At 70.7% G+C, this 18642-nt stretch carries 18 protein-coding genes; 5 read left to right on the top strand and 13 right to left on the bottom strand.

Annotated elements, in window-relative coordinates:
• Positions 1-455: 455 nt before the first annotated feature.
• Both ABTX60_RS30670 and ABTX60_RS30665 read right to left on the bottom strand, forming a co-directional pair.
• Positions 456-1217, bottom strand: coding sequence for a DJ-1/PfpI family protein (locus ABTX60_RS30670; RefSeq protein WP_352100259.1), 762 nt, complete (start codon positions 1215-1217; stop codon positions 456-458).
• A complete protein-coding gene (locus ABTX60_RS30665; protein ID WP_502992432.1) occupies positions 1214-2200 on the bottom strand; it encodes a GlxA family transcriptional regulator in 987 nt (328 codons plus the stop codon). Before ABTX60_RS30665 ends, ABTX60_RS30670 begins: the two co-directional genes overlap by 4 nt.
• A 756-nt stretch (positions 2201-2956) precedes the next feature.
• Here ABTX60_RS30665 and ABTX60_RS30660 point away from each other — a divergent pair.
• Positions 2957-3598 carry a DUF6461 domain-containing protein gene (locus tag ABTX60_RS30660; protein WP_352100257.1) on the top strand — a complete coding sequence of 214 codons (642 nt, stop codon included), beginning with the start codon at positions 2957-2959 and terminating at the stop codon, positions 3596-3598.
• Between the two features lie 427 nt (positions 3599-4025).
• Positions 4026-4904 carry an SCO6745 family protein gene (locus ABTX60_RS30655; protein WP_352100256.1) on the top strand — a complete coding sequence of 293 codons (879 nt, stop codon included), beginning with the start codon at positions 4026-4028 and terminating at the stop codon, positions 4902-4904.
• Between the two features lie 142 nt (positions 4905-5046).
• Here ABTX60_RS30655 and ABTX60_RS30650 read toward each other — a convergent pair whose 3' ends face one another.
• From ABTX60_RS30650 to ABTX60_RS30635, 4 genes are all read right to left on the bottom strand, one after another.
• The gene (locus ABTX60_RS30650) at positions 5047-7212 is read right to left on the bottom strand and encodes an MMPL family transporter (protein WP_502992430.1); all 2166 of its coding nucleotides are present in this window, start codon (positions 7210-7212) and stop codon (positions 5047-5049) included.
• Between the two features lie 4 nt (positions 7213-7216).
• Complete coding sequence (locus ABTX60_RS30645; protein ID WP_352100255.1) at positions 7217-7486, bottom strand: hypothetical protein; 270 nt, start codon at positions 7484-7486, stop codon at positions 7217-7219.
• 124 nt (positions 7487-7610) lie between these two features.
• Positions 7611-8294 carry a response regulator gene (locus ABTX60_RS30640; RefSeq protein ID WP_352100284.1) on the bottom strand — a complete coding sequence of 228 codons (684 nt, stop codon included), beginning with the start codon at positions 8292-8294 and terminating at the stop codon, positions 7611-7613.
• Between the two features lie 8 nt (positions 8295-8302).
• A complete protein-coding gene (locus ABTX60_RS30635) occupies positions 8303-9469 on the bottom strand; it encodes a sensor histidine kinase (protein ID WP_352100254.1) in 1167 nt (388 codons plus the stop codon).
• 176 nt (positions 9470-9645) lie between these two features.
• Here ABTX60_RS30635 and ABTX60_RS30630 point away from each other — a divergent pair, with 176 nt between their 5' ends.
• Complete coding sequence (locus ABTX60_RS30630) at positions 9646-10071, top strand: hypothetical protein (RefSeq protein WP_352100253.1); 426 nt, start codon at positions 9646-9648, stop codon at positions 10069-10071.
• Positions 10072-10283: 212 nt separating this feature from the next.
• Here the strand turns inward: ABTX60_RS30630 and ABTX60_RS30625 are convergent, their stop codons facing one another.
• The gene (locus ABTX60_RS30625; RefSeq protein WP_352100252.1) at positions 10284-10523 is read right to left on the bottom strand and encodes a hypothetical protein; all 240 of its coding nucleotides are present in this window, start codon (positions 10521-10523) and stop codon (positions 10284-10286) included.
• A 215-nt stretch (positions 10524-10738) separates the two neighbouring features.
• On the opposite strand from ABTX60_RS30625, the gene ABTX60_RS30620 reads away from it, so the two are divergent.
• Positions 10739-11713, top strand: coding sequence for a TauD/TfdA dioxygenase family protein (locus ABTX60_RS30620; RefSeq protein ID WP_352100251.1), 975 nt, complete (start codon positions 10739-10741; stop codon positions 11711-11713).
• A gap of 63 nt (positions 11714-11776) precedes the next feature.
• Here ABTX60_RS30620 and ABTX60_RS30615 read toward each other — a convergent pair whose 3' ends face one another.
• Positions 11777-12352, bottom strand: a complete 576-nt coding sequence (locus tag ABTX60_RS30615) for a CGNR zinc finger domain-containing protein (RefSeq protein WP_352100250.1) — start codon at positions 12350-12352, stop codon at positions 11777-11779.
• 82 nt (positions 12353-12434) lie between these two features.
• Here ABTX60_RS30615 and ABTX60_RS30610 point away from each other — a divergent pair, with 82 nt between their 5' ends.
• Positions 12435-13607 carry an epoxide hydrolase family protein gene (locus ABTX60_RS30610; protein ID WP_352100249.1) on the top strand — a complete coding sequence of 391 codons (1173 nt, stop codon included), beginning with the start codon at positions 12435-12437 and terminating at the stop codon, positions 13605-13607.
• Positions 13608-13616: 9 nt separating this feature from the next.
• Here ABTX60_RS30610 and ABTX60_RS30605 read toward each other — a convergent pair whose 3' ends face one another.
• From ABTX60_RS30605 to ABTX60_RS30585, 5 genes are read right to left on the bottom strand one after another with little or no spacing between them, the layout of a single operon-like run.
• Positions 13617-15488: an ABC transporter ATP-binding protein gene (locus tag ABTX60_RS30605; protein ID WP_352100248.1), complete on the bottom strand. Its 1872-nt coding sequence runs from the start codon at positions 15486-15488 to the stop codon at positions 13617-13619.
• Positions 15485-15922 (bottom strand): lasso peptide biosynthesis B2 protein, encoded by a 438-nt coding sequence (locus ABTX60_RS30600; protein WP_352100247.1) that lies wholly within the window; start codon positions 15920-15922, stop codon positions 15485-15487. The genes ABTX60_RS30605 and ABTX60_RS30600 overlap by 4 nt, the downstream gene beginning before the upstream one ends.
• On the bottom strand, positions 15919-16173 hold the full coding sequence (locus tag ABTX60_RS30595) for a lasso peptide biosynthesis PqqD family chaperone (protein ID WP_352100246.1): 255 nt from the start codon (positions 16171-16173) through the stop codon (positions 15919-15921). The genes ABTX60_RS30600 and ABTX60_RS30595 overlap by 4 nt, the downstream gene beginning before the upstream one ends.
• A 44-nt stretch (positions 16174-16217) precedes the next feature.
• The gene (locus ABTX60_RS30590) at positions 16218-18056 is read right to left on the bottom strand and encodes a lasso peptide isopeptide bond-forming cyclase (protein WP_352100245.1); all 1839 of its coding nucleotides are present in this window, start codon (positions 18054-18056) and stop codon (positions 16218-16220) included.
• A 26-nt stretch (positions 18057-18082) separates the two neighbouring features.
• Positions 18083-18193: a keywimysin-related RiPP gene (locus ABTX60_RS30585; protein ID WP_107092374.1), complete on the bottom strand. Its 111-nt coding sequence runs from the start codon at positions 18191-18193 to the stop codon at positions 18083-18085.
• Between the last annotated feature and the right edge of the window lie 449 nt (positions 18194-18642).

Below are 18642 nucleotides of genomic sequence, written 5' to 3'. Positions count from 1 at the left end.
AACGTCACCCGTTGGAAGATGGCCCGCTTCATCAACGCCGGCATGACCCGGTTTGCCACGGCCTCCTGGAAGGTCAACCGGAGTTTCCCGCACGGGACGTGGCTGTGCGCGGTGGCCAGGCAGTCGTCCGGCAACCCCTGCATCCGGGTCCACCGCGGACCCGCCATCAGCGCGCCCGGCCCGCGGGGGAGGGGGCCCGGGGGCTGGGCCAGGGTCCGGACCGAGGCAACGCCGGGGCGCCCTTCTCGTGCTGGCCGGACCACGCGTCACGCCCAGGCACCGGATGTGCAAGAGGCCGGACATCTGCCGTCTGCGCTGAGCGGAGGATCACCGCGATCACTCAGGTCGGAATCTCGATGAGAAGTGACAACACCGGAGGCCGTAACCGATCCAGGCTGTGGGCTTGGGGGCGGTGAAGCGGGCGGCGCCTGTCCGCTCAGCGGCTCCGGCTTCGGCTACACCTGCGAGGCGGCCAGCAACTGCAGTGCTTTTTCCTTCAGTTGGGGACTGGCGGCTGCGGCGTTGCCGGAGTCGAAGGGGGGCTGGGGGTCGTATTCGACGGCGAGTTGGATCGCCTTGGCCGTGTCGTCGTCTGTTATGAGGGAGGCGAGATACAGGGCCATGTCCACGCCCGCTGACACCCCGGCCGCAGTGATGATCTTCCCTGAGTGTACGTAGCGCTGCGGCAGGTAGGCTACGTCGAACGTGGTCTGGAGGAACTCGGCGGAGGCCCAGTAGGTCGTCGCCCGCCTGCCGTCCAGCAGCCCGGCCGCGGCGAGGATGATGCTGCCGGTGCACACGGAGGTCGTCCATTGGCTGTGCCGGTGGATCTGGCGGATCCAGCGCAGGAGCGCCTCGTTGTTCATGGCCGCGACGGTGCCGCGGTTGCCGGCGCCCGGCACGAGCAGGACGTCGAGGCGGTCCACTTCGCTGATGGACCGTTCGGCGACCAGGGCCACATCTGCCGTGTCTGTGCGGACCGCGCCGCGCCGCTCGGCGATCATCGTCACAGTCGCGTCCGGCAGCCGGGACAGTACTTCGGCCGGACCGGTTGGGTCCAGCAGGCTGAAGCCGTCGTAGAGCAGAATTCCGATGTTCGGCCCCGCACCGCCTGCCGCAACGGCGTGAGCCCCGGTCGGGGCCGCAGCCGTGGTGGCGAGGGCGGCCGTGGCCACGGTCGCCCGGAGTACGTTTCTGCGTGTTGTGGAATGCCTCATGGCCCGGAAGTCTTCTGCCTCGGCGCGACGCGCGCAGCCGGCATGTCCGGCATCCTGCGAATCCTGTCCCCCGAGACCCCGTAATGGTCGAGAAACGCCTGCCGCAGTGTCTCCGACGACCCGAAACCGCAGCGACGGGCGATCGCTGCCATGGACAGTCCGCTGGACCGCACCAGATGCGCCGCTGCTTCGGTACGCGCCACGCGCACGGCCCGTGCCGGAGTCGTACCGAGGTGCGCGGTGAACAGGCGTGTCAGGTGCCGGGGGCTGACTCCCGCCCGCGCCGCCAGAGCGGCAGGCGTGAGGTCCTCGGCAAGATGTCCGGCGATGTGGCCCACCAGGTCCCGCACCAGCCGGTCCTCCGGCGGCGGAGCGGCCAGGAACATGGAGATCTGCGCCTGATCGGCCGGCCGGTGCAAATGTGTGACGAGTTCCCGGGCGACGGCACGAGCCAGCGTCGGCCCATGGTCGTCCTCGATCAGTGCCAGCGTCAGGTCGAGTGCGCTGGTGACCCCAGCCGAGGTGTAGACGTTTCCGTCGCGTATGTAGAGAGGAGCCACGTCCACGGCCACGGCGGGGTGACGCTCGGCAAGTCGTTCCCCCCACCCCCAATGGGTCGTCACCCGCCGGTGGTCCAGCAGTCCGGCGGCGGCGAGCACATAGGCCCCGGTACAGACAGAGGCCACCCGTCGACTGAGTCCGGCCAGCCGGCGCACCTGGCCCAGTAGTGGCTCGTCCGACGCCGCGTCCTCACAGCCGATGCCGCCCACCACGAACAGAGTGTCCAACTGCCCCGCAACCGTCTCCAGCCCCTTCTCCGCTCTCATCAGGATCCCCGCCGAGCTACGGGCGACCCGACGGCCCAGGGTCCCCAGCTCGATGGAGTACGGCGGCTCGGCGCCGTACCGGTTGGCGATGTCCAAGGCGCCACTGGGACAGGCGATGTCGAGAATCTGCGCACCGTCGTAGGCGACGATCAGCACGCGCCGCTTGTTGTCCATGCCCTGATACCAGCACATCCCGCAACGTCACCTGCCAGCGCGGCAGCGGCAGTCCAAGACCGTCGACGGCTTTCTGGAGGCGGGCCAGCGTGGCGCGGTCGGTCACCGAAGTCCACCTCCACCTCCGCCTCGGCCTGCGGCCTGTGGGACTGCGGAATGAACACACGCACCACCCGCGGCCGGCCTCTTGGGCGATGTGGTCGTCGGACCGGAGCATCTCGTCGATCAACGGCTTGCAGGCATCCAGGCGGGTCCCGCGCGGTCACGGCTGCTTCCGTACTCGCGCATCAAGGCCCGGTACAACAACCCTGCCCGGGCGTCACAGCGGATCGCCGCGTACAAGTCGACCTTGGACTTCGGTGGCGCCATTGCAGCCTCATCCCGCGAAGCACGCACATGCTCCGTCGCAAGCCCCCGGGCGTTGCCAGAACTCACAGACATCGTCCTCCGGCGAAACCGGGCGTTCCCCGCTCTGAGCGACAGGTGGTGTCAGCTCCCACTGCCCGGCCTCACCGGCTTCGCACTCCACATGCTGCGAGACCTCGACGCCGTGACAGCGAAAGGCAGCTCTACGGTCGAGCCGGATTCGAACTGCTCCGAAAGATGATCGTGCTGCAATAGCCTCTACGGCCACCAGGCAGCATGAAACCGGCGTCTCGTCACGCCATACGCATGGCCCGAACACACCAGCCCTGCAGGGCCGGCGAAAGATACCGAAGTGAACCACGGAGGCAAGCCATGAAGACGGAAGCCGGCATGGATTCGCTCCGCTGGGCGGTGGCCTGGATGTGTGTCACCTTTACCCGCGGCCTGAGCCCCAAGGAGGTCTTCACCCGCTACGGGGCCGACCCGGACCAGGCGCGCCTGCTCGAGTGGGACGCGGCCTCGGACCTGGTCTCGGGCGACTCCGACGATGGGATGGTCTCGCTGCTGCGGTCCGGAAGGATCGGTGACTGGGCCTTCTGTGTCGAGGAGGAGGGTGGCATCGGCTTTGGGGAAGAATCGCTCGCGGAGTTGTCCCGGGGCACTGAGACGTACAGCCTGGCGACGACCGATGGAATGGACGTCTTCCAGTACTGGCGTGACGGCGAGTGCGTCGAGTACTTCGAGCCTGGCATGGAGCACACCCGGTCCGAACCACTCGGCCACTGGTGGGACCGGGTGGAGGCGGCACTCGCCGTGCACGAGGGCGAGGGTGCCGGGATGGCGCCGGTCGTGGCCCTCGTACTCGACCACCTCTGCATCACTCTGGACGACGATGTCCTCGCCGGGCCCTGGCTCAGCCTGACGCTCGCCGAGAACGACGCGCCGTCGACGCCATCGGGCGACACCTACGCGGGCGAGGGACCGGTCCCGCCCGGGGCTGTCGAGATCTTGTAAGGCCCTACAGCAGTCACCCTCCGCGTTCGCTCCTCAAGATCCGTGACAGAGCCCAATTCTCAGCAACATTACTGAGGGCTAAAGACCCAGACCGCTCTCCGCCTACAAGCGCTCTCCGGCTCACCTACGCAGCGGCTGCACGCCCAGCGCGGACAGCCGCTCCTGCTGCTCGGTCGACAGCTGCGCCCGAGTGGCCGACTGCTTGTGTCGCCCCCAGCCACGTGGAGGGGCACAGCTGTCGCACGGCGATCGCCGCCCCCCTTCGCGACCGCGCAGGGCCCCGTCCCCTCAGCCCGCCGACGCGGCCGAGGGCGGTGTCCAGGGACCGAGGGGGCTTGAGCCGAGGGGTTGTTATGACCGCTGTCATGATGGATGCTGCCTCTCGGTGTCGCCTCAGCCGAGCAGGACGAACCGGGAGGGCCTGAAAGTGAACGAACGCGTCGCACGGGCGATGTGGGAGAGGTTCGAACCGGTCCACCAACTGGTCTACTTCACCCCCGAGGTGCGCGAGGCCGTGGAGGGTCTCGGACTGCGGGGCTACTGGATGGGCTACTTCGCCTTGCGCGCGGCGCCGCTCGGCCCCGTTCCTGCCTCCGTCGTCACCAGCTGCTTCTACGTCTTCCATCCCGACCGGGCGGCGAGCGTGCTGCCGGACGCCTGGGCTCTCGCCTCTCCCCAACAGCTGATCGAGGTGCGGGAGCGTGCCGTTGGGGCCGCGATGACCAACTTCTACGGCCCGGACGTGGTTGCCTCCGCCGAGCTGGCCGAGGCCGCCGACCTCGCCTGGGAGGCAGCCCGCGCTGCGGACACCGCGGGACGGGTGCTCGGCGTGGCCAACCAGGAGCTGCCCCGACCTGCCCAACCCCATGTCAGGCTCTGGCAGGCGGTAACCACCTTGCGCGAACACCGTGGCGACGGACACGTGGCCGTGCTGGTGGGCCGCCGTCTGGGGCCGGTCGAAGCGCTGGTACTCAAGAGCGCGACAGGCGAAACCGACGCCGAGTTCCAGCGACGCATCCGTCGATGGAGCATCGAGGAATGGCGTTCGGCGCAGGCGAACCTGCGCGAGCGAGGCTGGATCGACGAGGAGGGGCGCCTCACCAAAGCCGGAGCGGCCGCTCACGAGCAGATGGAGGCGGACACGGACGCGGCGGCGGTCACACCGTGGCAGACGCTCGGCGCCGAGGACACCACCCGCCTTGCCCACCTTCTCGAACCGCTCGCGCGACGCGTCCTGGACTCCGGAATCGTGCCGACTGATAACCCAGTTGGGCTGACGGAGAGTACATGGAGCTCGACGGGCTGACGCAGGGCCCCACCATCCGGGCCGCGGCGGACAGTCGCGGCCGCACGCCGACCCCCATGCCGGCTACCGAGTGCACAAGCACCTGTGAGGGTGGCACAACCCGAAGAAACACGGACGGGGGGTCGACGGCTCCCTCACACCGTCAGCGGTCGACCGGCCGTTCCAGTGCCACCTTCGGCAGGTGTCGGGCCAGCGGAGGGGGCAGCCACCAGGCGTGGGTGCCGAGGAGTTGCATCACAGCAGGGACGATCAGACAACGGATCACCACGGCGTCGAGGAAGATGGCGACCGCGAGGCCGAGCCCGAACTGCTGCAGCATGCGGTTGGGGCTGAGTACGAAGGCGGCGAAGACCACGATCATGATGGCTGCCGCAGCCGTGATGACCTTGCCCGTGGCCGCCAGCCCTTCGCGGACGGCGAGTGAGTGGTCCTGTGTGCCCTGCCACTCCTCGTGGATGCGGGAGATGAGGAAGACCTCGTAGTCCATGGAGAGACCGAAGACGATCGCGAAGATCATCGCAGGTATGAAGGCCTCGACCGGCCCTGGCTGTACACCGAACCAGCCGTGCTGGAAGACCAGGGTGATCACGCCGAGCGCGGCGGCGATAGACAGGAGGTTGAGCAGGGCGGCCTTCAAGGGGATCAGGAGGGAGCGGAAGACCAGCATGAGCAGGAGCGTGGACAGACCGACGACGATGGCGACGAACAGCGGTATCCGGACCGAGACGGAGTCGGCGAAGTCCTGTGCGGCCGCGGTGGGCCCGCCGACGAGGTAGTCGGCGCCCGTACGTCGGCCGAGCCGGGGCAGGACTTCGTCGCGCAGGGTGTGAACGAGACCGGCGGTGCTCGCGTCCTGGGGCGAGGTGGTAGGGAAGGCGATGACGGTGAACACTGTGCCGTCCGTCGAAGGCAGTGGCGGCGTGGCGGCGGCGATGCCCTCGGTGCCGGTCAGAGTGGCTCGCAGTTGCTCGGCGGCGTCGGTGTCGCCCCGGCCGACCACGAGCAGGGGTCCGTTGAACCCGGCGCCAAAGCCCTTGGCCAGCAGGTCGTACGCCCTGCGGCTGGTGGACGAGGCCGGGTCGTTGCCGGCGTCGGCGAAGCCGAGGCGCATGCCCGGAGCCGGGGCGGACAGGGCAAGGAGGGCCACGACGGCGGCCAGCAGGACGGGCAACGGGCGCCGCTGTACGGCGGAGGCCAGACGGCGCCAGCGCACGCTCTCTTCCCTGCCCTTCGCTTGCGCCTTGGCGGACCGCGTGAGTACGTGTCGCCGGATGCGGTCACCGAAGAGCGCGAGGAGAGCGGGCAGCAGGGTCAGCGAGGCGGCCATGGTGACCAGGACGGTCAGCGCGACGGCGACGGCCACCCCTTGGAGGGAGCCAAGGCCCAGAGCGACCAGGCCGAGCAGGGCGATGATGACGGTGCACCCGGCGAAGAAGACCGTACGGCCCGCTGCCTCCAAGGCGGCTCGGGCGGCGCTCTGCCGGTCCGCACCGTGGGTGAGTTCGTGCCGGAAGCGGTAGAAGATCAGCAGCGCGTAGTCGACACCGACACCGAGGCCGACCAGCATCATGATCGGCGGAGTGAAGTCGGCGACGGTGAAGACGTGGGAGGCCAGCGTGATCAGGCCGATTGCGCCGCCGACCGCGAAGAGCGCGGTGACCAGCGGCAGCGCGGCAGCCAGCACCGATCCGAAGAGCAGCACGAGGATGACCAGAGCGGCGAGCATGCCGGCCCCTTCGGCGCCACCGCTCTCCTCCTCGGCGCCCCGCACCGCGTCCCCGCCGAGCTCGACCACCAGACCGTCCCGGGCAGCTGACTTGGCGGTGTCGACGATCCGCGCGATGTCCCCCTCAGGCATGTCCTCGGCCTTGGCGTCAAGGACGACCGTGGCATAGCCGATGGTGCCGTCCTCAGAGACTGCGGAGGCGTCCGCGTAGGGGCTGCGGACACCGGCGACGCCGGGCAGGTCGCGTATCCGGTCGAGGGTCCGCACGATGGCCGGGCGCTCACCGCTCAGCCCGTCAGTGTCCTGGAAGACGATTTGGACGCTGCCGCCCGCCTGTGCGGAGCCGTGCCGCTTCAACAGGTCTGCGGCGGCCTGTGAGTCGGTGCCGGGCAGGGTGAAGTCGTTGCGGTAGGCGCTGCCCGCGCTCTGGGCACTGACGGCGATGACCGCGACGGCGAGGATCCACAGGAGCAGAGCGCTCCAGCGGTGACGCTGGGACCATAGGGCCAGATGTCCGAAGACGCCCGCCCGGCCAGTGGTGGGACCGTTGGCCGCCGCGATCATGTCGGGCGTAGGTGACATGGGTTCACCGGCCCCGTTGCCAGCGGAGGTTGTGCCCAGCGCGGCGGACGGCGATGACCGCGCCGAGCACGGCGCAGATCAACGGCACTGCGACGAAGGCGGCCAACAGGACGCCGCCGGTGCCGGCCACGTCGAGAGTGCGACCGAGCACGAAGGCGCAGAAGGCGCCCAGGGTTTCGGTCAGCAGGAATCCGGCGGCGCCACCGGTGAGGAGACCGACGAGGACGGCCGGAAGCTGGGCGGAAGGTGGGGGAGCGGGGGAGCGTGTACTCATGTTCCGCAGCGTCCGGCTGCGGCATGCGACGGCGCATCGTCCTGCGGAGGACACCTGCCTACCCCGCCGGTTGCGGGCCCCGGGCCCGGGTTACGCCGCTGGTGGGTTGCCGACAGCGCTCCGGCTACACCGGCGGTAACCCATCGTTCAGCCAGCCCGGGCGGACCATGCCGGACTCGTACGCCAGGACCACGAGTTGGGAACGGTCGCGGGCACCCACCTTGGTCATGATGCGGCTGACGTGCGTCTTGGCCGTCGCGGGGCTGAGGACGAGGCGGGCTGCGATCTCGTCGTTGGTCAGGCCGGCGGCGACCAGCTCCATGACCTCCCGCTCGCGGTCGGTGAGGACCTTGAGGCGTGGGCTGGGCTCAGGTGCCTTGAGCCGTACGGCGAACTCCGCGATCAGCCGCCGTGTGACGGAAGGGCTGATCAACGCGTCGCCACGCGCCGCCACACGTACGGCGTGCACCAGCTCCTCCGGCTCGGTGTCCTTGACCAGGAAGCCGGTGGCGCCGGCGCGCAGCGCACCGTACACGTAGTCGTCCAGGTCGAACGTGGTCAGGATGACCACCTTGATGCCGTCGAGGCGCGGATCGCCGGCGATCCGCCGGGTTGCCTGGAGGCCGTCGACGCCGGGCATGCGGATATCCATGAGCACCACATCGGGGTGCAGCGTGCGGCAGGCGGTCACGGCCCGTTCGCCGTCGCCCGCCTCACCGACCACCTCGAAGTCGTCCTCGTCCTCCAGGATCGAACGGAAGCCGGCGCGCACCAGGCGCTGGTCGTCGGCCAGCAGGATCTTGATCACGGCCTGGGTCATGAGAGGAATCGTGCTCCGTTCGCGTAGGGGATCCGGCCGCGTACGGTGAATCCGCCCCCCGGGTTGGGGCCCGTGGTCAGCTCACCGCCGAGCGCGTGGGCCCGTTCGCGCATCCCCCGGATGCCGCTGCCCGGCGTGCGGCCGTCCGCGGCCGCCGGTCCGTGTCCGTTGTCGGTGATCTCGACCGTGACGTGCCGCGTTCCGCGGTGGATGCCGACCGTGACGGCTGTTGCGTGGGCGTGGCGGTTCACGTTGGTGAGGGACTCCTGAACGATGCGGTAGGCGGCCAGGTCCACCTCTGTCGGCAGCTGCTCCCGCTCGCCGCTGCACCGCACCCGCACGTCGAGTCCGGCGAGCCGCGCGGATGCCACCAGCTCATCAAGGCGGTTCAGTCCGGCCGTAGGCGCGATGGGCGCCATCTCGTCGACCTGCCGCAGCACCCCGAGGGTCGCCCGCAGCTCCCGCAAGGAGTCCCGGCTCGTGTCCTTGATCGCGCCCAGCGCTTCTTCCGCGCTCCGTACACCTTTGGCCGGGTCCTTGCGCAGGCGGCGCAGGGCAGCGGCGGCCTGGACGTTGATGAGCGAGAGGTGATGGCCCACGACATCATGCAGTTCACGTGCGATACGCAACCGCTCCTCACTGGCCGCGCGCTCCTCTGCCTCCCGGGCGAGGGCCAGGCGGTTGTGCCGCACCCAGCCGAGTGCGACCACTCCCACGAGCCACCCCGTCAGCATGAACACGGCGACCCCGTTGACGTCGTGGTTCCCCGCGTGTGTGCCGGTGCCGGTCGCGATCACGGTGAGCGCCGCCAGAGCGATGGCCGCCTGGAGGTGGCCCTTGGCCGCGACCACGTAGAGCGTCACGACGAACGCGACCACGAGAGGACCGTCGTAGACGCTGACGAGGTAGTAGGCGGCTGTGGCAACGAGCACGAACGCGGCGACGACCACGGGACGGCGACGGCACAGGTACAGCGCCGCGCAGGCGGCGACGATCAGTGTCCAGCCGAGGATGGTCGCTGACCAGGACTCCTCCCGTTCACCTAGGAGCGACCGCAGACTGCCCACCGCCACCGGAACGAAGACAGCACAGGCCAGAGCGGCATCCGCCGCACGACCGTCGGGCGGGCGAAGCCGGAGACGTGAGACAGAACCGAGGGCCATGCCGCCAGCCTAGGCAACCGCGCTCCCGGCACCCTCCTCCGCGTGGCGGAATCGTATGAGCCACCCCTCGCAACCTGCGTGGTACGCGCCCGCACCGCGGCCACAACCGACGGGGTACGACAGGTGTCCGCCGCAGGCCGACGCCCCGGCGGTATCCCTGCCCCGACGATGGGGCCGTGAACGCAGATACCCGTCTCCCGATCGGCCGGCGCCTGCGCGGCCTGAACTGGCCGCTGGTGGCCGCCCTGACCGCCGTCGCGCTCGTCCGGCCGCTGTTCTCCATCGCCGGCTGGAGCGAAGCCCTCGGGAAGCCCCTGACCCCTGTGATCCTCACCTTGGGCATCACACTGACCTGGATCGTCGCGGCCGGTATCAGCCGCGTACGCGACCCGCTTCTGACCCTCGTGGTCACCGGTGTGACGTACGCGCTGGCCGCCCTGGTCCTGAGCGCGATCCTCTCACCGCTCCTGACCGGAAAACTCCAGGGTCCCCTCGCCCAACCCCAAGCGATCGTCCCGCTCTTCCTCGTCAACGCCGCCTGGGGCGCCTTCTGCGGAGCCTGCGCGATCGGTATGCGCAGGGCGCGTGGTGTCCGTTCCTGAACACCGAACTGCTGAGGACGGCGGCCTCGGGCTCGGAGAGGTAGTCGGTCTCCAGGAGCGGGCCGAAGAGCGTCGGGTTCGCGTGCGCGGCCTCCTCCGAGCCGCGCTCCGTCCTGGCGGACTGTCTGCCCGCGGACGACTCGCTGCCCGCCGTCGTCCCCGCCGAGCGCGCCGGCGGCCGCACGGCGGCCCGGACACCGTGATCCGCGAGTTCAGGGTGCAGGGCGGGCCCTGCCGCCCGGCAACGTCTCGGCCAGCGCGAAGCCGCGGTCGTGGACGACGGGGAAGGCCTCCTCCACCGCGTCGACCCAGTCATCGATCGCCTCGGGAGAGGTCCGCACGGCGTCGATCAGCTCCTCCACGAGCCTCAGTTTGGTCTCGCCGAGGTTCGCCCTGAGCTGGTCGAGCGTCGCCTCCCGGCAGGGCATGCCCAGGTGCCACCAGAACCGCATGAGGTGGCGGCATTCCTGCTGGTCGCGGTCGTCGGCCAGCCGGTCGTGGATGACACGGCGGACGTACCCGAGCTGCTCGATGTCGCGGAAGTCCGCCGGTAGTTCCCTCGAGGCTTCCCCGAGCCGTGCCCGCTGGTGAGGCGTGGTCGCCCTCGGCGGAGATCACTGTCACGATCTTCGGGACGGGAACCACGCCCACGACCAGCGGAGTGCTCATGACGACGGACAGCCGGACGACGGACGAGGCCGCGCGGGAGGCCGGGGTGGAGGTGAAACCGGTCGCCGGGTACATCGGCGCGGAGATCGACGGGGTCGATCTGGCCGCGGACCTCGATGACGCCGTGGTCGCCGCGATCAGGGCGGCGGTGCTGCGGTGGAAGGTGGTGTTCTTCCGGGGGCAGCGGCTGGACCACGCCGGGCACGTGGCGTTCGCGCGCCGGTTCGGCGAGACCGTGGTGCTACCCCGGCGGGGCAAGGCCTCGCCCCCGGACTTCCCGGAGATCGAGACGACCGCCGACCGGCTGGAGCTGGGCGGGCGGTTCGGTATGGAGCACGACGAGTGGCTGCGGCGCCGCCGCCCCACCCTGCTGCGCGGCTGGCACTGCGACCACGGCGCCCGTGCCGACCCGCCGGCCGCGACGATCCTGCGCGCCGAGACCGTACCGCCCTACGGCGGCGACACCACCTGGTCGAACCTGGCGGCGGCGTACGCCGGACTCTCAGCGCCGCTGCGGCGGTTCGTCGACGGACTGCGGGCCGAGCACCGGCTCGGCGTCGGCTACCAGCCACGGCCCGGCGACGACGCGTACGTCCGGCACCTGCTGGACCGGCAGGTCGCCACGCTGCACCCGCTGGTGCGCGTCCACCCGGAGACCGGAGAGCGGATCCTGTACGTCAACGGCTACTACGTCGAGCAGATCGACGGTCTCTCCCGGCCCGAGAGCGGCGCGATCCTGGAGATGCTGCTGGAGCAGGCGGTCCGGCCCGAGTACACGGTCCGGTTCCGCTGGGAGCCGGGCAGCGTGGCGTTCTGGGACAACCGCGCCACGATGCACCTCGCCCCCGGCGACACCGTCCATCTCGATCACCCCCGGACCATGCACCGCGTGATGCTCGCCGGGGACGTACCCGTCGGGGTGGACGGCCGGCCGTCGGAGCCGGTCACCGGGAGCACGCCAGGCCGTTGGTGACCCCGGCCCGGGCCCGAGGCCGGGCTGCGCGTGTGCCCCCGTCGGTCGCCTCGGGCGGAACGGTCACTCCGCGGATCTCGGAGTGCTGCGCTGCTTGGCCAGGAAGCGCGCCTTCTTCTGACGATTCCCGCACGTGTTCATGTCGCACCACCTGCGGGTGCGGCTCTGGCTGGTGTCGAAGAAGGCGGCTCGGCAGGTCGGTGATGCGCACAAGGCCAGTCTTCCGTCTCGTTCGCCCGCGATGATGCTGATCGCGTCGGCGGCGATCACGCCGAGGGCATCTTCCACGGAGGAAGCCGAGCCGAGTTGCCATCGCCGCTTGCCCTCAGGCGTCAGGACGGCCGCGGCCCGGCCCTGAGCGCTGCGGTCGTTGATGACGTGGACAGCGGACGCGGGGAGAGGGTCCTGGACCGCGGCCGCTGTCGCGACGGCGTGGATCGACTCCCTCAGTTCCTTGGCGAGGTCGAGCTGGGCGGTGGTGCAGGAGTCGACGGCGAGGCCGTTCACCGCCAGCCAGTCGACGAGTCGGTGCGGCGTGGGAATGCGCTCCACCGCGTCGCCATGACGCTCCGACAGGGTCCCCGTGAAGCTGGTCGCCAGCACGCTGCCGAGACGGAAGTCAGGGAATTCACCACGCATGGAACCACCTTAGCGGGTTGTGGCATGACTCCGAGGACTGTTAGAACCTTCTCAGCCGGTTCCACTATGGCCAGGAGGTCTCATGCCCCGTCTGCCCAGCGACGTGCAAGCGTTTGCAGCCCGCGCGACCGATGCCGACCTCGACGATCTGCGCGCGCGGCTGGCCGCGGCGCGACTGCCGGAGGCCGAGACGGTCCACCGCGCCGCGCCAGGCCCTCGCCGATGGGGCCAGGGTGTTCCGCTCGCCGACCTCGTCGATGTCGTGAACTACTGGCGCACCGGGTACGACTGGCGGTCCTTCGAGGAACGCCTCGACCGGATCGGCCAGTTCCGCACGACCATCGATGATCTGGGAATCCATTTCCTGCACCGCCGATCCGCGCGCGCGGACGCCACTCCTCTGATCCTGACGCACGGCTGGCCGGGCAGTATCGCCGAATTCGTCGCTGTGGTGGACGAGTTGGCGGATCCGGAAGACGCGGACGCGCCGGCGTTCCATGTCGTGGCCCCGTCGCTGCCCGGCTTCGGATACAGCGACAAGCCGGCCACCACCGGGTGGGGGACCGAAAAGATCGCCGCCGCATGGGTGGAACTGATGGGAAGGCTCGGCTACGGCAGGTTCGTAGCCCACGGCGGCGACTGGGGAGGCAACATCACCACCGTCCTCGGCGGCAGGTTCCCGGCGCACGTTCTCGGCATCCACACCACCTTCGCGCAGGGACCGCCCGGGCTGACGACGGACGGACTGACCGCGATCGAGCGCAAGTGGACCGAGGAAACCCGCCACTTCTGGCGCCACCGCGCGGCGTACGCGAAGCAGCAGGCGACCCGGCCGCAGACCATCGGCTACTCGCTCGTCGACTCGCCGGTCGGACTTCTCGCCTGGATCCTCGACAAGTTCGCCGAGTGGTCGGACACCGAGGACAGCCCGTTCGAGACCATCTCGAGGGACCGCGTTCTCGACGACGTCACCCTGTACTGGCTGACGCGGAGCGGCGCATCGGCGGCCCGCATCTACTACGAAAGCCACAACTCACTCGATCCCGAACTGCGGGTCGACGTCCCGTCCGCCATCACCATCTATCCCCGCGACGTCGAGAAGTGTCCGCGTCCCTGGGCGCAGGAGCGGTACCGGCAGATCGTCCGGTGGGGGTCGCCCGAAAAGGGAGGCCACTTCCCGTCGCTGGAGGTTCCCGGGTATTTCGTTCAGGACCTGCGGGAAGGCCTAGCGGCCGTGCTGGCCGCTCAGCGGTGAACGAGGCCGTCAACCGCTCCCGGACTCCCCGCCGGACCGGAGCATCTGGCTCGCGGCCAGCTCGCGATAGAGGGCACTGCCGACCAGCAAGTCCTCGTGACGCCCGCCGGCAACCGTGCGGCCGTCCTGGAGCAGCACGATGTGGTCGGCGTGCTGCACGGTGGACAGACGGTGGGCGATGACCAGCAGGGCGCACTCCTGGGCGATGTCCTTCATGACGGTGGTGAGCGCCGATTCGTTGATCGCGTCGAGGTGCGAGGTGGGTTCGTCCAGCAGGAGCAGCGCGGGCCGGGCCAGCAACGCGCGTGCGAGGGCGACACGCTGGCGTTCGCCGCCCGAGAGGTTGCAGCCGTGTTCACCGATGACGGCGGCCAGGCCCCCGGGCAGCCGGTCGACGACCTCTTCGAGCCGGGCCAGCTCGACGACGCGCCGGATCTCCCCATCCGTGGCGTCGGGCACGGCGTAGGTGATGTTGTCGCGCAGGGTGCCGTGGACCACATGGGTGTTCTGGTCGACCACGGCGATGCCCCGGCGGCAGTCGCCACGAGTGAGTTCCCTCGCCGGCCGCCCGCTGAAGCGCAAGGTGCCCGCATCCGGCTCGTAAAACCTCGCGACCAGGGCGAACACCGTGCTCTTGCCGGCTCCGGACGGGCCCACCAGGGCCACGTGCCGGCGCGGCGGGACGGCGAACGACACACCGCGCAGGACCGGCCGCTCCGGGGAGTAGCCGAAGTGGACGTCGCTCAGGGCGAGAACGGGCTGTTCGGCCTGGCCGGCCGCACGCGTTCCGGTCGGTCCGGCCGGCTGCGATGCGGGCGGGCGGTCCGTCGGGTTCCGGGGTGCGGTGGGTTCCACGGGGAGGCGGAGCACCTCGTCGATGCGCTGGTAGGCGCCCATCCCGCGTTGGATGAGGCCCACGGAGCGGAAGACGGAGGACAACGGGAGGACGAGGTACGAGGCGTACAGCAGGAACGCGACGAGGTCACCGAGGGAACCGGCCTGGCCGCCGACGCGCAGGCCGCCGACGACCAGGACGATGAGAAAGGAGCCCTGGACCGCGAGTTCGACGGCGGAGCTCATCACGGAGGCGAGCTTCGCGGTGCGCACCCCCGCGCCGTAGGCCGCGTCCACGCGGGCGCCGATGCCGGCCGCCTCCCGCTCCTCGGCTCGGTGCACACGGACCATGGGCAGGGCGCTCAGGGCGCGGTCGAGATCGGCGGCGACGGCTCCGACCGAGCCCTGCATGTGTTCGGAGGCGTTCCTGATGCCCGTGAGCAGTGAGGCGACCACCACGGCCGACGCCGCCACGGTCACGACGACCAGGAGCAGCAGCAGCGGGTCCAGCCACGCCATGAGGGCGATCGCCCCGGCCGCGACGAGGCTTCCCGTCACGAGATCGACCAGGGCCTGGGAGACGACCTCCCGCAGCAGGGTGGTGTCGGCGGTCACCCGGGAGATGAGGTCGCCGCTGCGGTGGCGGTCGTACTCCCTCATCTCCAGGCGGAGCAGCCGGCCCACCAGCCCGTGCCGGAGCTGTCGTACGACCCCTTCGCCCATCCGCTCCAGAAGGAAACGCCCCGCCGCCCCGGTCGCCGCCTCGACGACGAACAACGCGCCCAGGAGGGCCAGCAGAGGCCAGATGACCTGTCCGCGGCCGCTCGCGTCCACGACCTGCTTGGCGACGAGCGGCTGGGCCAGTCCCAGGGCGGAGCCGACGAGGGTCAGCACGCCGGCGACGGCGATGGCGCCGCGGTGCCCGGCGGTGAGCCGGTACATCGTGGCCACGGCCGCCAAGGTGGACTTACCGCCTACGGCTACGGCTTCGGCTTCGGCTTCGGTATTCGCGGCCCGGTCGCCGTGCGGGACCGTCGCGCCGGTCATCGGTCGGCAGGTCCTGACAGCGGGGCGACGGCCACCAGCCGGGCGAAGTAGCCCTGCGGGACCCCCTCGCCGACGGGATGGCCCTCAGCCTCGACCCAGGCGTGCGCGGTGAAGGGCGGCGTGACCCGTACGCCGGTGCACCAGGTCGGCCAGGTTCCACCGAGCCGGCACAGCAGTGCCGCTCCCAGGGAGCGCGGCAGGCACCCCTTCGGCCCGGCGCAGCGCAGGCTGACGGCGCACATGGCGTCGCGCGCGCTCTGGGCCTGTCCGGTGCTCGCCGGTGCGGCACCGCGCCGCAGGACGCCGAGCACCGTGCGGAGGCGGCGGGGCGGCAGCGATGCGAGGACGACGGCGGGAAGCAGGACGAGGCGGGCGGCCATGCGCCGGGCCAGGGGCACACCGGTGGGCCGCTCCAGCGCGCTGGGCGTCGTCATGAGGCGAGTCCCGACGCGCGCAGCTCGCGGACGAGCGTCTCGACGTCCTGGAGGGCTTGCGACCGGTCGATGTCGAACTCCCGGACCAGGGCGGCGGCCGCGTCCGCCTCCTCGCCGCCGTCCAGCAGCGTACGCACCACCAAGGTGGCCGTCGGGTTCAACTCCCAATAGGAGCCGACCTTTTCGTCCAGCAGAACCGTGCCGTAGTCGGTCTCGGCCGTGGAGACGTCGTCGCCGAACCGCAGGGGCATAGGGGTGCCTTTCTGACGTGTGATGTGTGTGACCAGCGGTGAGGTCAGGGTTGCGGGACACGGGTGAGCCCGCGCAGCCACACCTCCGCGGCGATCGTGGAGTAGAGGATGGCGTCGGAGAGCCCCGGGGAGGCGGGCCGCCGGGCCAGGCGGCGCAGCTCCGCGCCGTCCACCAGGCCCAGTTCCGCAAGCCGTGAGTCCTCCCACAGGGCCAGCAGATCGGCCCGGTGTTCGCGCAGTCCGTTGGAGTCGTCCATGGAGCCCGTGGCCTTGTTGCTGCGTCGCAGGCATTCCTCCGGCACGATCCCGCGCATCGCGGCGCTCAGGACGGGCTTGTACCGCCAGGGCGTCACGCGCTCGCCGGGACGTACGGAAAGAAACGCCTCGATGACACGGTCGTCCAGGAAGGGAGAGCCCATCGGCAGGCCCGCACGGGCCGCCATCCGGTCCCACTGCCGGATGACGCGGGTGCACGAGCGGATCTGCTCCAGGTCGGTGTGGAGCCCGCGGTCCGGATGCAGCGGAGAGGTCGTCGCCGCCGCGTCGAGCAGGGCCCGGCGCGCCATCCGCTCGGCCTCGGGAGTCACCCAGTCGAACAGGCGCGGGGTCATGCCCCAGCCGAGACCCGTCGCCACGGACGGGGGCAACGGGCCGCGCAGGTCACCGGCGGCATCGGCGAGCCACCTCCGGTACGGCCGGGAGTCGGCGAGAGCGCGGAGGGTGCCGCCGAGCGGCCATCGCCACAGCGCCCGGAATCCGCGCAACCGGCGCAGGGTGAACAGCGGGTGGGTGCGCAGCAGCCGGTGGTAGTACGCCTCGGAGCACCACGCCACATGGTCGCCGCCGATGCCGGTCAGATGCAGCCGGCTGCCGCGTGCGGCGAGGCCGGGCAGGTGGTGCAGCACCCGGGAACGGTCCATGACGCCGATGGTGGGTTCGTCCAGGAGGTCGTCGATGCCGAGCAGGTCCTCGTAGACCAGGGGCGAGGCGTCGGCGTCCCAGATCACGTGCTCGACGTCCGGCAGGTACCCCATCGCCCGCTCGGCCCAGATCAGGTCGGTGTCCGCCGGATCCCGCCCGGGCCACGTACTGGCCACCACGTGGGCGGGGGAGCGGTCGGCCAGGAAGCAGACGGAGGTCGAGTCCAGGCCCCCGGACAGATCGCAGCTCACCACGCCGCCCTGCCGGGTGCGCGCGCCGACGGCCTCCTCCAGTGCCGTCCGGATCAGGGGAGCCGCGTCGGCGAGCGGCCGGACCGGCTCCGGCGGTGTCCACCACCCGGTGTGCCGTGCGCTGCGCCCGTCCGCGGCGACGAGCACGGCGTCCTGTGGCGGAACGGCGGTGACCGCCCGCCACATCGATGTCTCGAACAGTGGGTACGGGGCGGGCCACAGCAGGCGTACGGCCAGTTCCGCCACGTCGGGCTCCGCGCCCAGGACGGCGGCCAGCGTGTCGGCGCGGGTCGCTGCGACGCGTACCCCGTCGATCTCCGCGTGGAAGACGAGCCGCAGTCCGGAGGCCGTGCCCTGCACCCTGATCCGGCCGTCGAGGGTGCCGACGAGGTGGAAACTGCCGGGGAGGGACCGGGCCGGCGCGTCGAGCTCCGCCAGATCACGCAACCGTGCGGCGCCGCGCCGCAGTTCGTCGGCGTCGACCGGGCAGCAGCCGACGACGGCGAGGGAGGCGCTGCCGACGCTCGCCGTGACGATGTCGTCGTCGTGCCAGTGGCCGACCAGCCAGGGCCGGCCCGACGCGTGCGCGAGGGTCCGGCTTCCGGGGCGGGCGAAGGAGCGGGCCACGGCGGCCGCGTCCGCGCGGTCCGGGAAGACCGCGAAGTGCGCGTCGCCGGGGCCCGTCCCCGCACTTTCGTGCAGTTCAGTCATGACGTCGGGTCAAGGACCGTCGGTCGTCAGTTCTTGCTCAGGATCAGCCGGTCGCGACCGGAGCGCTGAAGGAGCCCCGTCTCCTTCCGGAACGTACCGAGCCGGACGAGCGTCGGTGCCTCGTAAGCCTTCTTCATGACCACTCCTCACGTGCAGGTTCGCCGACCGCCTCCCTGACCGACGGCTCCGGGGACCGGCCCCGGTGCTGCCGGTCGGCGCCGGGCTCATCGGGAACCCGGGCCGGGAAGCGGACGCATCACCAGCTAGCTCCAGGGCGTGAGATCAAGGCAAGGGCCTTTGCGAAGCTCGGATAATATGCAAAGGCCGAATCTGTCGGGTGGTGCGCCGGCTCTTGTTCGGCCGGCGTCGGCGCCGGCCGAGGCTGCGGCCCCGGCGCGCGAAGGTCCGCATGAACGATTTGACGTGCGCCTCCGGCAGATGCTCGCGGCACCTGCCAAGGACGGGTCCGGCGATGGCCCGGGTGGGCGCCGCCGGGGCGCACTCAGCGCCCAAGCCGTGCTCCCCTCGGCTTGCCGGTTTCCGAGCCGGCTTGGAAGCCACCCAGCCACTTCGCCGAGGACGGCAC

This window comes from Streptomyces sp. NPDC126510, from assembly GCF_040302345.1.
In the GTDB taxonomy this organism is placed as follows: domain Bacteria; phylum Actinomycetota; class Actinomycetes; order Streptomycetales; family Streptomycetaceae; genus Streptomyces.
This window is presented reverse-complemented; position numbering and strand designations above follow the sequence as displayed.

What these genes read in the sequence shown, in the direction of transcription:
- ABTX60_RS30585 (WP_107092374.1), bottom strand. Translation starts at nt 18,193, where the DNA reads ATGAAGAAGGCTTACGAGGCACCGACGCTCGTCCGGCTCGGTACGTTC.
- ABTX60_RS30605 (WP_352100248.1), bottom strand. Translation starts at nt 15,488, where the DNA reads ATGACCGGCGCGACGGTCCCGCACGGCGACCGGGCCGCGAATACCGAA.
- ABTX60_RS30620 (WP_352100251.1), top strand. Translation starts at nt 10,739, where the DNA reads ATGACGACGGACAGCCGGACGACGGACGAGGCCGCGCGGGAGGCCGGG.
- ABTX60_RS30595 (WP_352100246.1), bottom strand. Translation starts at nt 16,173, where the DNA reads ATGCCCCTGCGGTTCGGCGACGACGTCTCCACGGCCGAGACCGACTAC.
- ABTX60_RS30590 (WP_352100245.1), bottom strand. Translation starts at nt 18,056, where the DNA reads ATGACTGAACTGCACGAAAGTGCGGGGACGGGCCCCGGCGACGCGCAC.
- ABTX60_RS30670 (WP_352100259.1), bottom strand. Translation starts at nt 1,217, where the DNA reads ATGAGGCATTCCACAACACGCAGAAACGTACTCCGGGCGACCGTGGCC.
- ABTX60_RS30625 (WP_352100252.1), bottom strand. Translation starts at nt 10,523, where the DNA reads ATGCGGTTCTGGTGGCACCTGGGCATGCCCTGCCGGGAGGCGACGCTC.
- ABTX60_RS30635 (WP_352100254.1), bottom strand. Translation starts at nt 9,469, where the DNA reads ATGGCCCTCGGTTCTGTCTCACGTCTCCGGCTTCGCCCGCCCGACGGT.
- ABTX60_RS30610 (WP_352100249.1), top strand. Translation starts at nt 12,435, where the DNA reads ATGCCCCGTCTGCCCAGCGACGTGCAAGCGTTTGCAGCCCGCGCGACC.
- ABTX60_RS30660 (WP_352100257.1), top strand. Translation starts at nt 2,957, where the DNA reads ATGAAGACGGAAGCCGGCATGGATTCGCTCCGCTGGGCGGTGGCCTGG.
- ABTX60_RS30650 (WP_502992430.1), bottom strand. Translation starts at nt 7,212, where the DNA reads ATGTCACCTACGCCCGACATGATCGCGGCGGCCAACGGTCCCACCACT.
- ABTX60_RS30615 (WP_352100250.1), bottom strand. Translation starts at nt 12,352, where the DNA reads ATGCGTGGTGAATTCCCTGACTTCCGTCTCGGCAGCGTGCTGGCGACC.
- ABTX60_RS30645 (WP_352100255.1), bottom strand. Translation starts at nt 7,486, where the DNA reads ATGAGTACACGCTCCCCCGCTCCCCCACCTTCCGCCCAGCTTCCGGCC.
- ABTX60_RS30600 (WP_352100247.1), bottom strand. Translation starts at nt 15,922, where the DNA reads ATGACGACGCCCAGCGCGCTGGAGCGGCCCACCGGTGTGCCCCTGGCC.